Origin of the sequence: Streptomyces sp. So13.3, from assembly GCF_005860785.2 — a bacterium.
Classification (GTDB): Bacteria; Actinomycetota; Actinomycetes; order Streptomycetales; family Streptomycetaceae; genus Actinacidiphila; species Actinacidiphila fildesensis.
This window is the reverse complement of the sequence record NZ_CP048835.1, coordinates 8,762,188-8,777,065: the sequence shown is the minus strand read 5'-3', so window position 1 is coordinate 8,777,065 and position 14,878 is coordinate 8,762,188. Positions and strand designations below refer to the sequence as shown.

Genomic DNA, 14,878 nt, shown 5'->3' with positions numbered 1-14,878 from the left:
GTAGAACACCGCTCTTCCAAAAGCGTCAAGAGTATTGGACACTTAGCTCATGCCCGAGCAACCCTCTTACCCCCCGACGCCTCAGGAAGTCCAGGAGATCGGCTCGCCGGAGCAGTTCGCGGCGCTCGCCCACCCGCTGCGCCAACGGCTGCTGTTCGCCCTGGGCCTTCGCCCCGCCACCATCAGCCAGCTCGCGGCGCACCTCGAGACCGCCAGGGGCAACGTCGCACACCACCTGAAGGTGCTGCGGACGGCCGGCCTCGTCCACGTCGCCGAGACCCGGCAGGTCCGGGGCGGCACCGAGCAGTACTACCAGCGCGTCGCCCGGCGCATGATCGTCGCCGAACCCGAGGCGGCCGGCACGGCGGCGATGCTCGGCGCCTTCGCCCAGGAACTGGACCGCTCCCCCGCCGAGACCCATCTGACCCTGCGCCACTTGCACCTGAGCCCCGCCAAGGCGCAACGTCTCGGCGAAAGGCTGGCCCGGCTGATCGACGAGACCGAGGAGGACGCCGAGTCCGAACCGGTGCACGGCATGCTGTTCGCCCTGTACCAGCACGCACAGCTCCCCGAACCCGGCGGTTCGGCCTAGACCGTGTCCGACGGCTGGTGGGGCGTCGCTTCCTCCGGGCCGATCTCCGCGGTCTGTGCGGCGACGCTGAACAGCGTGCCTTCCGGATCCCGGAGGAGTGTCGCCAAACCCGGCGCGGTGTCGTCCGGCGCGCTGACGATCGCTCCGCCCGCCGCTTCGGCGCGTTCTGCGGCCATGTTCGGGTGGGGGGTTCTGAAGGTGACCTGCCAGCGCGGGCGGACCTTCGGGTCCGGGGCCTCCTCCACCGCTCCGCCGTGCAGGGCGGCCACCGTGCGGCCGTTGATGTCGACGAACACCTGGTCGTTCTCGTACCGCAGGGTGCAGCGCTCGGGTGGTTCGGTGTCCCAGCCCAGGGCCTCGCTGTAGAAGATCGCCGCCGCGAAGACATCCCGGGTGTGCAGCTCGATCCACAGACCCCGACCGCCGCCCCTGGGGGACCAGTGCGGCTCCCGTGGCCCTTCCCACAGGGCGAACGGCGCGCCTGCCGGATCGATGGCCCAGGCCACCCGGCCCGGACCGAACGGGAGTGGGCCGACGGCGACGGTACCGCCCCGTTCACGGATCCGCCCGGCGGCACGGTCCACGCTGTCGACCGCGAAGTGCACCGACCAGCAGGCCGGAACGCCGAAGGAGTGTCCTGTCTCGCCGAGACCGGCGATCGGTTCGCCGTCGCTGATCGCCTCGGCGTACTCGTCGAGCCCGAATCCGGGCCGGTACTGCCAGCCGAGCACGCGGTTGTAGAAGGCCTTGCTCGCCGGCAGGTCGGCGGCGGTCAGGGTCACCCAACACGGCGCTCCCTGGACCGCGCTTTCAGAAGGAGCCATGTCTGCAGCCTCGCCTCACGCAGGGGGACACCGTTCACTTTGCCACTGTTCATGCCTGTTCGCTGGCGTTGACACCCTTATGCCGCACGTGGACCCGACAGCGGCCGCGGACCGGTACCGCGAACGGCGGTCACGGCCGACAGGGTCGTCACGCAGAGTCACCGTCCGAGGGCGGCTTCCGGGTACGTGTCCACTCCGTGAGCTGGGGTGCGGTCCAGGTGTTGACGACCCGCTCCGCCGGCACTCCGCAGGTCTCGGCGCGCGCGCATCCCAGAATCTGCCAGTCGAGCTGACCGGGCGCGTGGGCGTCCGTGTCGACGGCGAAGAACACCCCGGCGTCGACGGCCTGGACCAGCAGGTCGCGCGGCGGGTCCAGCCGTTCCGGGCGGCTGTTGATCTCGACCGCCGTTCCGGCCTCCGCGCAGGCCGCGAAGACCTCTGCCGCGTCGAACTGCGACGGCGGGCGGTTCCGCCCCGACAGCAGACGGCCGGTGCAGTGCCCCAGGACGTCCATCAGCGGGTTGCCGACCGCATTGATCATGCGCCGGGTCATGGCGGGAGAGTCCATCCGCAGCTCGGAGTGGCTCGAGGCGACCACCAGATCGAGCTGGTCGAGCAGGTCGGGTTCCTGGTCGAGGGAGCCGTCGGCGAGGATGTCGCACTCGATACCCGTCAGCAGGCGGAACGGAGCCCACCGCTCGTTCAGTTCGGCCACCACCTCCAGCTGCCGGCGCAGCCGCTCGGCCGTCAGTCCGTTGGCGATGGTCAGGCGGGGCGAGTGGTCGGTGAGCACAGCCCATTCGTGCCCGAGTTCCGCCGCGGTCCGGCCCATCGCCTCGATGGGGCTGCCGCCGTCCGACCAGTCCGAATGCAGATGGCAGTCGCCGCGCAGCAGGGCGCGCAGCGCCGTTCCGCCCTCCGCGAGCGGCGCCGCCGCCTCCGCCTCCAGCCGTTCGAGGTAGCCGGGCACGGCCCCGGCCAGCGCCTCTTTGACGACCTGGGCCGTCTTGGGACCGATGCCCTTCTCCGCCTGCAGCGTGCCGGCCGCCGACCGTGCGGCGACCTCCTCGGGCCCTAGCCCCGCGACCACCTCCGACGCCGTACGGAACGCATCCACCCGGTACGTCGCCGCTTGGGCGCGCTCCAGCAGAAAGGCGATCCGGTCCAGCGCCTTCACCGGTTCCATCGTGGCCTCCTCGGGCCGGCCGCCTGCCTCCGCCGGTCGCCGTCGCCGCGGGAGCGGCACGTCGGCGGGCCCGCCGCACCGTTCCACTCTCGCCCGGCACCGCTGCCGGCGCACCCCGGACGCCCTGCGCGCCGGATCACCGTGCTCCGACGGTGACCTGGTCGGGCCTTGATCGTTTCAGTGATGGCGGCCGGCGCAGTGAGTCCGGTCGCGGATCCGTAGCCGCGGCCGGCACACGCGTCACGGGGCGGGGTCCTGGGATTTACAGCCTGCCGCGCGTGCGGAGGCGTGGGGAGTTTCACCGATGTGTGGGCTGGCCGGCTATGCCGGGTTCGCGGGTTGCGCGCCCTCGGGGACCGAAGAGGTCTCCCTCAAGGAGATGACGGAGACGCTGGCCTGCCGGGGGCCGGATGCCTCGGCTGCCTGGACCGGGGATGCGGCGGGGCTGGGGCACACCCGCCTGGCCACCGTCGACCTGATCGGCGGGCGTCAGCCGCTGGTGCTGACGCGGGGCGGGCGCACGGCTCTGGCGGTGGTGTTCACCGGTGAGGTGTACAACCACGCGGAGCTGCGGGCGGAACTGACCGCGCGCGGGCGCCGGTTCAGGACCCGCTGCGACAGCGAGGTGGTACTGCAGGCCGTCGACGCCTGGGGCGAACAGGCTCCGGCCCGCATGGAGGGGATGTTCGCGTACGCGGCATGGGAGCCCGCGCACCGGCGGCTGACCCTGGTGCGCGACCGGTTCGGGATCAAGCCGCTGTGCTACGCGCGGACCAGCGATGGGGTGGTGTTCGGCTCCGAGCCCAAGGCGGTGCTGGCGCACCCTGCCGTGCCGGCCCGGCTGGAGCTGGACGGGCTGCGGGAACTGTTGCTGTCCGCCCACCCGATGATCAAGACACCGGGGCGCAGCGCCTTCGCGGGGCTACGGGAGATCGAGCCCGGCACCGTGACGACCCTGACTCCCGACGGTGTGCGTACCCGCCGCTACTGGTCGCTGACGCCCGCCGAACACCGTGACGACCTTCCGACCACGGTGGAGCGGGTGCGCACCCTGCTGGGCCAGGCCGTCACCGGGCAGTTGCGGGCCGATGTCCCGGTCAGTGTCCTGCTGTCCGGCGGGCTGGACTCCAGCGCCATCGCCGCCCTGGCCCGCCCCGAGGTCGACGTCCTGCACACGCTGTCGGTGGACCTGGGCGCCGGCGCCTCCGGCCAGGACGCCATGGAGCGCGACCCGGACGGACCCTACGCCGACCTGATGGTGCGCCATCTGGACACCGCGCACCGCACGGTCGCCCCGGCGGCCCAGGATCTCGCGGATCCGTCCCACCGCTCCCGTGTCGGCTCTTTGCGCGACGGGTTGACGATGGGCGACTTCGACACGTCGCTGATGCTGCTGTTCCGCGCGGTCCGCGAGCACTTCCCGGTCACCCTGTCCGGAGAGGGGGCCGATGAAATCTTCGGCGGCTACCGCTGGTTCACCCCTCGGGTTACGGCAGTAGAATCCTTTCCCTGGGACACCGTGCTGGACCGGTCGGACCTCACCCGGCTGCTCGACCCCGCTCTGGCCGCGGCTCTGGAACTGCCCGCGCACCGCGCCGACCTGCACGCGGCCGCAGCCGCCGAGATCGAGCACCTGCCGGGCACCACGCCCGGCGAGGCCGCGCTGCGCCGCGACAGCTACCTCAACCTGACCCGTTTCCTGCCCTGCCTGCTGGACCGCACCGACCGTCTCAGCATGGGCTCAGGCCTGGAGGTCCGGGTTCCGTTCCTTGACCACCGGCTGGTCGAGTACGTCTTCAACACCCCCTGGGAGTTCAAGACCTTCGACGGCCGCGAGAAGAGCCTGCTGCGCGCCGCCGTCGCGGACCTGCTCCCCCCACCGGTCCTGGCCCGCCGCAAGAGCCCCTATCCGATGGTCCGCGACCCCGCCTACCGTGCCGCGCTCACCGGTCAGGTCAGCCGGCTGCTCGCCACCGGAAGCCCGGCCACCGACCTGCTCGACGTGCGCGCGGTGCGGAGTCTGCTGCTGGAACCCTCCGGCACGAAACGTTTCCCCCGTGAGGGGCTGGAGCTCGTCCTGGACCTGGACCTGTGGCTGCGCACCCACCGGCCCGCTCTGCACCTCTGAATCTCCGCCCACCTCCGGACACGCGCCGGAACTTCTCCTGGCACTACGAACACCGCCCCGAACGTCCCCTCCCACCACCCCGATCGCACAGGATGTCCGCCATGCAGCACGCCGTGATCGTCTCCACCGTCCGCACACCCATCGGCCGCGCCCACAAGGGCTCGCTGGCCGCGGTGCGCCCCGACGACCTGCTCGCCCGTACCGTCGCCGAGGCCCTCGCCCGCGTTCCGGGGCTGCTACCGGAAAGCGTGGACGACCTGGTCGTCGGCTGTGCGCTGCCCGGCGGGGAGCAGGGGTTCAACATCGCCCGGATCGCCGCGATCCTGCTCGGCTGGGACCACGTCCCCGGCGTCACCGTCAACCGCTTCTGCACCTCCTCCCTGCAGGCCGTCCGCATGGCCGCCCAGGCCGTGCGCTGCGGTGACGCCGATGTCGTCGTCGCGGCCGGGGTCGAGTCCCAGTCCCGGCTCGCCCACGGCAGCTCGGACACCTGGCCCGGCACCGAGAACCCCGCCTTCGGAGTCGCCGGGCAGCGCACCGTCGAGCGCTCAGGCCCGGGCACGGCGCCCTGGAGCGACCCTCGGGACAAGGGCGGGACGCCCGACCCCTACATCCCGGTAGGTCTCGCCGCCGAGAACGTCGCCGACGTCTACGGCATCACCCGCACCGACATGGACGCCTACGCCGCCCGTTCCCACCGGCTCACCCAACTCGCCCTCGCCGAGAGCTTCCACTTCGGTGACATCGTCGCGGTGAAGAGCCCTGACGGTACGACCACCGCGACGGACGACTGCCCCCGCACCGGAGTGACCGAACGGACCCTCGCCGCCCTGCCGCCGCGCTTCCGTCCCGACGGCCGGATCACCGTGGGCAACAGCGCGCCACTGTCGGACGGAGCCGCGGCCGTCGTCGTGATGTCCGAGGAGTACGCCCGCGCCCACGGCCACATCCCGCTGGCCAGGATCCTCTCGACCGGCGTCAGCGCCGCCACACCCGAGACCGAAGGCCCGGCCCCGGTCGCCGCGACCCGGACGGCACTCGCGCGGGCCGGGCTGTCGCTGTCGGACCTCGACACCGTCGCCGGGAACGAGCCCTTCGCCGCCCAGGTCCTGGCCTACTGCGCCGAACTGGGCCTGGACCCCGAGCGGATGAACCCGCACGGCGGGTCCATCGCCCTGGGCGAGCCGTACGGAGCGGCCGGGGCCCGGCTGACCACCACCGCGCTCACGGCGCTGCGCCATGACGACCGGAGCACCGCCCTGGTCAGCGTCGTCGCCGCGGGAGGTCAGGGCATGGCCATGGTCCTGGAGCGCACCTCGTAGACCGGTCCGCCGCCGACCGTGCGGCGGACCGCGTCCGGGCCGGGAACAGCGTCAACGACCTTGCAGGGCCTTGACGTTGTTCCCGAACGCCACATGCAGAGCTCTCACCTGCGAGAGCACGGTTTCCGGGGCGAGTATCCCAGCACCAACCCAGCACGGGAGCGGCGTCCCAGCACAGCAAGCGCAGGCACCGGTCAGGTCGCCTCTGCCAATGCCGACTGCATGATGCCTCGACATCGGTCCCATGACTCTGGAACGAGGTGACCGTAGATGTCGACCGTATCGACTTGTGGCCGAGCCAGGGCCTCGGCGTGAAGTCGACTTGAGCGGGTTCGCCCCAACTGGCCTTGCTGGTGGGGTAGGTGGCAACATGCGGCAGGCGCGGTTGCCAGCGATCATGTGAGTGTCTACGTCCCATGATCCTTGCTGGAAGACCGTGCCTGCTCTCGCTGAATCATCTCCCATGCCCGCCGGGCTTGACCAGCTCACCGCCTCGCCGTCTCTGGCGGCTCAGGAGTGTCCCGGCCTGCTGGTCTGTCTCGCGAGGGTGACTGATCCCCGTGATCCACGGGGCCGGTTGCATCCTCTGGTCGGCGTGCTCGCCATCTGTGCGGCCGCGGTGCTCACTGGTGCGACCTCTCTGCTGGCGATCAGCGAGTGGGCGGCCGACGCACCGCAACTGGTCCTGGCTCGGCTCGGTGCCCGTCGCGACCCTTTCACCGGCCGTCACCAGGCCCCGTGCGAGACCACGATCCGCCGGGTCCTGACCCAGGTCGACGGCGATGTGCTGGATCGGGCCGTCGGCGGTTGGCTGTCTTCCCGGCTCCCGCAGAGCGCCGGGAAGTTGCTGCGGGCGATCGCGGTGGACGGCAAGTCCCTGCGCGGAGCCGCCCGCGCGCACGGCCGGAAGATCCACCTCCTGTCCGCCGTCGACCACGCAACCTCCGTCGTCCTGGGGCAGGTTGATGTCGAGAACAAGACAAATGAGATCACATGCTTCCAGCCCCTGCTGGACGACATCGATCTGCGCGGGGCGGTCGTGACCAGCGATGCGATGCACACCCAGCGCGAGCACGCCGAGTACCTGACCGGCCGGGGAGCCCACTACATCGTGATCGTCAAGGGCAACCAGAAGAAGCTCCGCAAGCAGATGAAGTCCCTCCCCTGGAAGCAGATCCCGCTACAGAACCGCACTACCGAGAAGGGACACGGCCGAGGCGAGATCCGCCGCATCAAGGTCTGCACCGTCGCCGGCCTGCTCTTTCCCGGAGCAGCCCAGGCCATCGAGCTCAAACGTCGGCGGGTGAACCGCAAGACCGGGAAGATCAGCATCAAGACGGTGTACGCGGTTACCAGCCTGAACGCCGGACAGGCCAACCCGACCGAGCTCGCGGCCCTGATCCGCGGGCACTGGTCGGTGGAAGCTCTGCATCACGTGCGAGACACCACCTTCGCCGAGGACGCATCGCAACTACGGTCGGGCAACGCGCCCCGCGCCATGGCCACCTGGCGCAACCTCGCCATCGGAGCACTCCGCCTCATCGGCCGACAATGCATCGCCGCCGCCCTCCGGAGAAACGCCCGCGACGCCACCCGACCGCTGCACATTCTGGACATTCCATGATCGCGAACCGGTCATACCGACTTCACGCCGAAGCCCTGGTGGCCGAGCCAGCGCGAAACCTCGTGAATCGGGATGCCGGCCGCCAGTGCGGTCGAAGCAAAAAAGTGCCTCAACGAGTGCGGATGGTATCGCGGCCTGCCCTCTGCATCGACCAAACCGGCGGCCACGCACGCCCTCTTGAAGTAATGGCCGTAGGTATTTGCGGTGGGCATGACCTCCCTCCCCGGTTCGCGAGGGGCGAAGAACACCTCGACCTGCCGAATCTTCCCCACCGCATTCTGGAAAGTGAGCGGGATCGGAGCCCACACCTGAACATGGGCGTCGATCTCGGCGCAAAGGAAGGGGGCGGCCGGGACCTCGCGGTACTCCCCCTCTTCTCGGTGCTTCAGAGGTATGAGGCGAGCCTTGCAGTCCTCGCGATACGCCCTCCGGCTGACCTGCCAACGAACCCGGATCACGTCGCGGCGTAGGCACCCGACATGGAAGGCCAGAGCTTCGCTGACCCGCAACCCAGCCCCCGCCTGAAGCCAGACGGTCAACTTGTACCGCTGTGGCATGCACTCATGAAGACGGCGGACCTCGGGAAGAGTCGGAATCTCGTCCTCGTCGACTGCTTGGCTTCCGGCGGCGTTCTTCACATCCCTGGCCGGATCCTCCCGGATCCGTTTCTCTCTCTTTGCTACCCCTGCGATCGGCCTATGGCCGAGCATCGGTATGAGATGGTTATCGATAAAGCCCTTGTAATTTACATACGTAGACTCCCCAATTATTCGGCGGGCAAGCCAGTCCTCAGCATAGGCGCCCACTGTAATCTTGCCCGCATTGGGGTCAACGTAAAGACCGTCGTCCTTGTCGGTTTCGACCCTCGCCGCGAAGACATCGGCCCCGCCCGGACCCGTCTTCTTGGCGAAGGTTTTTTCGCGCTGACGCGCTGTCCTACCGCCCGGCTCGCGATATCGCACTGTCCACGAGTGGCCGCAACGGGGCTTCACGCAAGGATATGCGGCGGCCTTCGGATCAGACTTGCATCGCTGGAAAACCGTAGCCATGCGTGGCACCTTTCGGCTATATAACGGCAGAGCAGCCGTTATCCGTAGTTGTCATCAAGGTAGGCAATGATGTCGCGCTCGCGAAACCGCAAAAGGCGGCCGACTTTCTGAGCCTTGAGCCCCCATGCCCGATACTTGTTCTTCACGGTGGTCTCGCTGACTTTCAGCCAGGCGGCAACTTCTTCCGGTGTGAGCAGGCGATTGCTCCCCGCGGCGGTCAACTCGTCACCTCTCCGCCTACCTCAGCGGAGCCATTCGGTCGACACTGCATTACGTGACTCTCCATCGTGCAGAGGCGCCGTTGCAGTTCAGCGACGGGCACCGCGGTGATCTGGGTAGCAGCGAACGGTGCCGTTCTCCTAAGTCACGACGCTGGCACAATGCGCTGCACCGCTCCAGCTCCGCCGCCAAGCGCAGCTGATGCGAACTCTTCGATGGTCCCCACAATCGCCGGTTTGGCTAACCGGCGATTGTCGTCTATGTTGCGCGCCACATCAGCAGGTAAGGCAAGCCGTCGGACCGGCCGCAGCCAGGAAGCCAGCCTTCACGGACCCTGTGCCGGGGCCGCATCGTCCGTGACGATCTCCAGCGGGCCGTTTAGCGTTCAGGCTTCGCCCCCGACACGCGCAGTGGCGCCCACAGCACAGCTCGCATGGAGAGTTGCGGCTCCGGCATGCGCCACTGATGTCTCTTGACCGCCGGGTCGCTGCGGTACCCACGTTGCAGGAGATCCTCATCAACAGGCTGGCCGCATAGACAGAGGGCATAGCGCGGTGGGTACGGAGCGGTACTCCCCTGCCTTCTGCCTAAAGCACTCATCCCGCGGCGCTTCGAGAGGGCGGGGAGACGAAGCGAGAGGATTGGATCGTAGGATTCAGCAGACGAGCCTCCTAGGGCAAGGATAAGAAAAGCGAGGCGAATCCTGTGCAGTTCGGTGTCTCGAAAAATATGGGCACCCCCACACAGGGGCAATTACCTGTCCGCCATGGTGGTTTTCCGGATCATGCAATGTTGGCATGCTTTCGGTGAAAGCTTCCAGTCCTTGCGAGCTCTTTCTTGTCTGCCGTGGGCGAATACTCAGCGAACATTCGGCTGAGACGCGGGTAGTTGGTCAAGAGCCGAGCAAGACTGGCCGCGCCCGAGACGGCACCGGAGCTCCGACACTCCCCTTCGCACGTTCCCACGTGCTGTCCCCCGTCGCCCGGTGGGTCACGTCCGCTGGCGCGGTATATCGACGGCCACTCGGTGATCTCGTCTTTAACACTATGAGGCTTTTCCAACCTGGCGGCGTAGCAAGTTAGTTGGCTGGAGGCGACGTTGAGGGAGAGGTGCAGCTCCCGGCAGACGGGTTGTCGACCAAGAACTCGGCGCCTCCGTCGTCCTCAGCCATTGCCGGCACCCTGAACCGGTCCCGCGAGGCCGGCGTGCGGTTCATGGAAGTCTTCGAAGGGCCTGGCTGCGGGTGGGCCAGTCACCAGGACCCCGACAAGGCGACCGGGACGCTATGCAGCATTGAGGAAGCGGCGGCCTGGCCCATCTCGCACCCGCGCTGCGGACGGGCGTTCGGCCCCCGCCCAGATGAGGTTTAGGCGGGATCGGCGTCAAATCAGCGGGTCGTGCGCAGGTCGTTGAACGCTGCCCCCACTCCGGAAGGCCCATACGCGGCAAGCGCCCACAGAGCAGAGATCTTCGCCGCTCCGGCCCACAGGTCCTCGGCGGCTGGCGGACGGAATACGTGGACGTTGAGCTCCCGCTCCGCGAAGGGGCGTCGGTCGAGGTATCGCAGGCCGCCTGTGCCGCAGAGGTAGGTGTCGGCGCCGACCGCCGTAGTGAGGTCAGCCAGACGTACCGAGCGGTCCGAGGAAGCGGCGAGGTCACTGCTGCGCACGACGGAGCCGCGCCAGCCCAGGAGGTTCAGCAGGCAACGGTGGTGGCCTCGGCGACGGCTGCTGTGCCAGCGGTTTCAGCGATGGTGCGGACGGCTGGTTCGAGCGCAGCATGCAGCACCTGCCAGTGGGGGCTGGCGCGGTAGTGCTGCGCGGGTAGCTGGTGGAGGCGGCGGGCCGCGCGCTGCGGGTCCGCGAGTCGAGCATCGCGGATCAACGTTGCGCGGCCGTGCGGGAGGTGGGTCTCGAGGAGAGCCACTGGTGCTGCTGCGGGTCATCGAGTGCGGCGAGGCGGGCCCGGTGCTGGTAGTCGCGGCGGACGAACTGGACATCATCGAGGACCACCCAGACGTCAGCCACGTAGAGCTTCGCCAGTGTGGAAAGGCGGGGCAGGAGGTTGGGCTGATGAATCGCGCACGTGCGCACCGGCGGTGCACTCAAGAGCGCGGCATGGTCAAGCGGGCAGGAGCCAGCTGTCGTAGCCGCGGGTGCGGAGGCGGTCGAAGGCATCGCGGACCCTTTCCGGAACGTGCTGCTCGATGGCGAAACCGCGCTTGGGGTACTCCATCACCCGTTCCATGTCGCCCATCAGCATGTCGATGAACTGCTTCTCGTCATCGTGCGTCTTGACGTACTCGTCGTACGTCAAGGGCTGGGAGACGCAGACTGGCTCCACCTCGGGCCACAGCTTGCGGCACGTCGCGTAGGCGCGGCGCTGCATATAGGGCATGGAGATCAAGAGCAGGGTGGTTACTGCGATGCCTGCGTTCTCCAGCACCTCGCGGGAGAAGCCGATGTTCTGACCGGTGTTGGTGGCCTTGGGCTCCAGCAAGATCGCCGCATCCGGCACCCCCAGGAAGAGCGCGTGCTCGCGGTAGTGGTTGGCCTCGCCGCGGGGGAACCTAGCCTTGGTGGCCGTGCTGGTGTCGCCGGTGAATACCACGGTGGGGAACATGCAGGCGTGATAGAGGTCGGCGGTGTTGGTGGCCACACCGAGATCGAGGCTGCCGAGGGTGATCGCGGCGGAGCACGGCCTCAGCTCGTGGCCCATCTGGTGGAAGTCCCAGATGGCGCGGGCGTCAGCTCGATCCGCGTCGCTGATTGGGGCCTGGTCAGTCACGTGTACTCCTTGCTATTGCGAACGGTCTTGATGCTTCGCAGTTGGTGTTTCAGGCCGTATTGGGTGGCGATGTCCGATGCCCGGTCGAGCACGGTGTTCCCGGCGCTGCGGGTGGCCGGATCAGTGAGCAGGATGTGGCCGTGCGCAGTTTCGATCTGGACGCGCTGGAGTGGGGTCTCGAAGCGCCCATTGCTGCGAGCCGTATCGATGTAAGCCAAGGCCCGGGTGAGGTCGCCAACGCCGCGGTGCGCAAGTGCGAGCTTCTGCTGGGCGGTCGCCCAGTCCTCCGGTTCGTCCAGTTCCTCGAACCACTGGGCCGCCTGCCCCATGACCTGGATGGCGAACTCATTTCGGCCGTCCTTGGCCAGAGCTGTGCCGATCCACAGTTGGGCACGGGCGCGGTCGGCCGAGCCGAGCCTTTCGTCGCCGGTGAGCTGTTTATAGAGGGAGGCCGCTGGGGTGAGGTGTCCGGCCATCTCGGTGACCACCGCGAGGGAGAGTTCGATCTGCGCGGCTCGGCGGGGGATGTCGAGTTCGGTGAATACGTCGTGGGCGTCGGAGTAGAGCCGCTTGGCGGTCATCAAGTCCTGAAGGGTGCCCTGGAGGCGGCGCAGGTCGCCGGACAGGACCAACGAGCGCCCGTACAGGTACAGGCCACGATCGTCGAGCTCGCGCGCTTGGGCGCGGCCGAGCCAACGTTCCAGAAGGGTGGCGGCGAAGGAGAAGTCCTGGCGGTCGAGACACACCACGATCCGCTCCAGATCCTCCGTCCAAGTCTCGTGGTCGGCGATCGTGGGCGACGAAGTTCCCCTCGGTCGCTGCCCCGAGGACAACCCGAGGAACTGCTCGAATCGGGCTTGTGCGGCAGCATCAGAACGAGCGAGGGCTGTGTCGAGGATGGCTTGCGTATCGGGCCATGGACCGGTGGCCGCGCCCAACTTCTCCCACTTGGAGACAGTGCGGATGCCGACGCCGAGGTGCGCTGCGTAGGCACGCACGCTCATGCGCAGCGCCTGTCGCAGCAAGCCTGCCTCGTGGCCGGTCCATCGCCTCACGCTCACCACGGGGCGCCTCCCTCCTGCCGCCATGGAATCACGGACGGTATGCGAGCGGCCACGGAAGTGCCACAAAGGTGCAACAGCCGTTCATTCCCTGTGGGGTGGGACCGCGTCAGGCTCGAAGGGTTCAGTCCACCCGTCCCGTTGTGGAGGTCAGCCGCGTGGTCCCCCTCACTGAGCACTGCCCCGTCCCCCACCCGGACGTGTACGGCTTCGTGCGGCTGACGCGCACGACGCGGGGCCGCCGTCTCGCCTTGTCGGCCGTCTTGGATGACTACTGCCGAACTCACGAGCTGAGGATGGCGGCCCTGTTCGTCGAGCACGCCCCCGACGACTTCTACTCGCCGGCTTTCGTCGGACTCCTCGATACCCTCGCCTTGGCGGACGCCTACGGTGTCGTTGTCCCTTCTCTCGTCCACCTCGGCCCCGCCCGAACGGCCACTGATCGCGCGCGGATCATCCTCAGCGCCGGCGCCCGGTTGATACAGGTCCGCTTAACCGCCACCGGCATGCGCCCGGTCGGCACGGGCGTCATCGCCGCGCATCGGACCTCGGCCTTGAAAGTGTCGCGTCTCCTCCGCACCAGACGAGAGGAGCCGCTCTCATGACCCGGGTAACGCGCTCAGCGGCGAGCATCACCACCCCCACCGCGGCCATTCCTGGCGTGGCCGAGCCCATCTGCGACGAGTTCGCGGTGCGGATCTCCAGCGGCGCGGCGGCTGGCGGCGCACTCGAACGGGACCCTGACGGCCAGTGGGTGGGACGGCTTCGCCGCATCAGTACGTCCAAGCTGCGGTCCTGGGGGCTGGTTGCGCTCCTGGATGACGCCAAGCTGCTGGTCAGCGAGCTCGTCACCAACGCCTTGCGGTACGGCGAGGGTGGAGAAATCGAGTTCCGCCTCGTCATCACCCTCCAGGGCCTGTTGCTCGCGGTCAACGATGGCTCCGCCCTCCGCCCGCAGTTGCGTGTGGTGGGCGACTCCAGCGAGACCGGCCGCGGCCTCTTCCTCGTTGCTGCCCTTGCCGACGACTGGGGGGTCAGCGCCGACGGTACGACGACCTGGTGCACGCTGAGCCTTCCGGGGGCGGACCGATGACCGTTCGCACTCACCACCGCAGGTTGGCGTGCCCTGCGACGACCGGACCGCAGGCCGCCGAACCCGAAGCCCAGACCGTCACCCCGTGGAAACCTCCGCTGGACGCTGCTGGCCTGACCGACGTGCATGGCCTGTTGCTCCGCTGGGCCTGGACTGCGCATGAGAGCGAAGACCTCCTTGACGACGTCGCCACGGCCTTGGACGACATCGCCCCTTCCGAGGACGTCATCGAGGACTTCGTTCAGCGATCCCGCGGCCACCTCATGAGGCTCGTGAACATCGCTGTTTCCACTCGGGCATGGCAGGAGTCGGCCTACGCGAACACGCTCATTCAGCGGGCGCGCACCTTGCGGGCAAGCGAGATGCCTGGCGACTACCGTCACGCCGTGCTGCATCTGCGGCAGATGGGATGGGTCGTCGGCGAGTTACTGGACCAGCTGGTCGCGTTCGACTCCATCAAGGGGGTGGCGTGACCGTCATCCGCCCGCTTATCCCGCGCCTTGTTCCGGCACGGCTCGCCTACGACTTCGAGTACATCGGCAGTCGTCTCGCTGATCCGTCGCTGCTTGATCACGCCGTAGCCGTCTGCGTCCACCGGGCACCGCTCCTGGCCGTCCCCGTGGGCGGAGCGCGCCGTGGCGGATTCATGTCTTTCGACCTGCTGATCCTGGCGGAGAAGACACGCGGCCTCTTGGAGGGCCTACCGGGCTTCCCCGACCTGCGTCTTCGCCCCTCCCCCTACCGCGACACCTGCCACTTGGTCGAGTGGGGCGGCCGACCGCCGGCCTGCGACTACGACGACGCGGCGCGCGGCCGGTTCTACGGCTACAGCAAGGCCGCTGTCCGCGCGGCATGCCAACCCGCCCGGTCGGCCGCTGCCGCTGACCATAGCCACCGCTCGTAGGTCCTGACGTGACCGATCGGACCGACGGGCGGTTACCCACCCGGCGCGGGCAGCTTGCCCTCGTTTCCCGCGCCACCCTGCAAAATCCG

The 14,878-nt window shown here is 68.5% G+C and carries 16 protein-coding genes; 8 read left to right on the top strand and 8 right to left on the bottom strand.

Features of this window, described 5'->3' with window-relative positions:
* Nucleotides 1–49 precede the first annotated feature (49 nt).
* Nucleotides 50–592 carry a winged helix-turn-helix domain-containing protein gene (locus tag C8250_RS39135; RefSeq protein WP_138356680.1) on the top strand — a complete coding sequence of 181 codons (543 nt, stop codon included), beginning with the start codon at nt 50–52 and terminating at the stop codon, nt 590–592.
* On the opposite strand, the gene C8250_RS39130 is transcribed toward C8250_RS39135, so the two are convergent.
* The gene (locus tag C8250_RS39130) at nt 589–1,374 is read right to left on the bottom strand and encodes a VOC family protein (protein ID WP_244809672.1); all 786 of its coding nucleotides are present in this window, start codon (nt 1,372–1,374) and stop codon (nt 589–591) included. The two genes, C8250_RS39135 and C8250_RS39130, sit on opposite strands and share 4 nt — an antisense overlap.
* A gap of 190 nt (nt 1,375–1,564) precedes the next feature.
* Nucleotides 1,565–2,602 carry a PHP domain-containing protein gene (locus tag C8250_RS39125; RefSeq protein WP_138356682.1) on the bottom strand — a complete coding sequence of 346 codons (1,038 nt, stop codon included), beginning with the start codon at nt 2,600–2,602 and terminating at the stop codon, nt 1,565–1,567.
* Between the two features lie 304 nt (nt 2,603–2,906).
* On the opposite strand from C8250_RS39125, the gene asnB reads away from it, so the two are divergent.
* From asnB to C8250_RS39110, 3 genes are all read left to right on the top strand, one after another.
* A complete protein-coding gene (gene asnB, locus C8250_RS39120) occupies nt 2,907–4,730 on the top strand; it encodes an asparagine synthase (glutamine-hydrolyzing) (RefSeq protein WP_138356683.1) in 1,824 nt (607 codons plus the stop codon).
* 101 nt (nt 4,731–4,831) lie between these two features.
* Nucleotides 4,832–6,052, top strand: coding sequence for an acetyl-CoA C-acyltransferase (locus C8250_RS39115; RefSeq protein WP_138356684.1), 1,221 nt, complete (start codon nt 4,832–4,834; stop codon nt 6,050–6,052).
* Between the two features lie 463 nt (nt 6,053–6,515).
* The gene (locus tag C8250_RS39110) at nt 6,516–7,676 is read left to right on the top strand and encodes an ISAs1 family transposase (protein WP_203673445.1); all 1,161 of its coding nucleotides are present in this window, start codon (nt 6,516–6,518) and stop codon (nt 7,674–7,676) included.
* Between the two features lie 11 nt (nt 7,677–7,687).
* Here C8250_RS39110 and C8250_RS39105 read toward each other — a convergent pair whose 3' ends face one another.
* The 6 genes from C8250_RS39105 to C8250_RS39085 all read right to left on the bottom strand — a co-directional run bounded on the left by C8250_RS39105 (nt 7,688) and on the right by C8250_RS39085 (nt 12,795).
* Nucleotides 7,688–8,725, bottom strand: coding sequence for a site-specific integrase (locus C8250_RS39105; protein WP_138359265.1), 1,038 nt, complete (start codon nt 8,723–8,725; stop codon nt 7,688–7,690).
* A 38-nt stretch (nt 8,726–8,763) separates the two neighbouring features.
* Complete coding sequence (locus C8250_RS39100; RefSeq protein ID WP_138359267.1) at nt 8,764–8,946, bottom strand: helix-turn-helix domain-containing protein; 183 nt, start codon at nt 8,944–8,946, stop codon at nt 8,764–8,766.
* 1,385 nt (nt 8,947–10,331) lie between these two features.
* Entirely contained in the window at nt 10,332–10,613 is a 282-nt protein-coding gene (locus C8250_RS44140; protein ID WP_244809670.1) for a WbqC family protein, read from the bottom strand.
* Between the two features lie 211 nt (nt 10,614–10,824).
* Entirely contained in the window at nt 10,825–10,971 is a 147-nt protein-coding gene (locus tag C8250_RS44135; protein ID WP_244809668.1) for a WbqC family protein, read from the bottom strand.
* Between the two features lie 94 nt (nt 10,972–11,065).
* On the bottom strand, nt 11,066–11,731 hold the full coding sequence (locus C8250_RS39090) for a YdcF family protein (RefSeq protein ID WP_244809666.1): 666 nt from the start codon (nt 11,729–11,731) through the stop codon (nt 11,066–11,068).
* Nucleotides 11,728–12,795, bottom strand: coding sequence for a hypothetical protein (locus C8250_RS39085; RefSeq protein WP_138359269.1), 1,068 nt, complete (start codon nt 12,793–12,795; stop codon nt 11,728–11,730). The genes C8250_RS39090 and C8250_RS39085 overlap by 4 nt, the downstream gene beginning before the upstream one ends.
* A gap of 197 nt (nt 12,796–12,992) precedes the next feature.
* On the opposite strand from C8250_RS39085, the gene C8250_RS39080 reads away from it, so the two are divergent.
* The 4 genes from C8250_RS39080 to C8250_RS39065 are packed head-to-tail and all read left to right on the top strand — an operon-like array spanning nt 12,993 to nt 14,789.
* The gene (locus tag C8250_RS39080) at nt 12,993–13,397 is read left to right on the top strand and encodes a hypothetical protein (RefSeq protein WP_138359271.1); all 405 of its coding nucleotides are present in this window, start codon (nt 12,993–12,995) and stop codon (nt 13,395–13,397) included.
* A complete protein-coding gene (locus C8250_RS39075) occupies nt 13,394–13,885 on the top strand; it encodes an ATP-binding protein (RefSeq protein ID WP_138359273.1) in 492 nt (163 codons plus the stop codon). The genes C8250_RS39080 and C8250_RS39075 overlap by 4 nt, the downstream gene beginning before the upstream one ends.
* The gene (locus tag C8250_RS39070; protein WP_138359275.1) at nt 13,882–14,358 is read left to right on the top strand and encodes a DUF6415 family natural product biosynthesis protein; all 477 of its coding nucleotides are present in this window, start codon (nt 13,882–13,884) and stop codon (nt 14,356–14,358) included. Before C8250_RS39075 ends, C8250_RS39070 begins: the two co-directional genes overlap by 4 nt.
* On the top strand, nt 14,355–14,789 hold the full coding sequence (locus C8250_RS39065; protein ID WP_138359277.1) for a DUF6302 family protein: 435 nt from the start codon (nt 14,355–14,357) through the stop codon (nt 14,787–14,789). The genes C8250_RS39070 and C8250_RS39065 overlap by 4 nt, the downstream gene beginning before the upstream one ends.
* Nucleotides 14,790–14,878 lie beyond the last annotated feature (89 nt).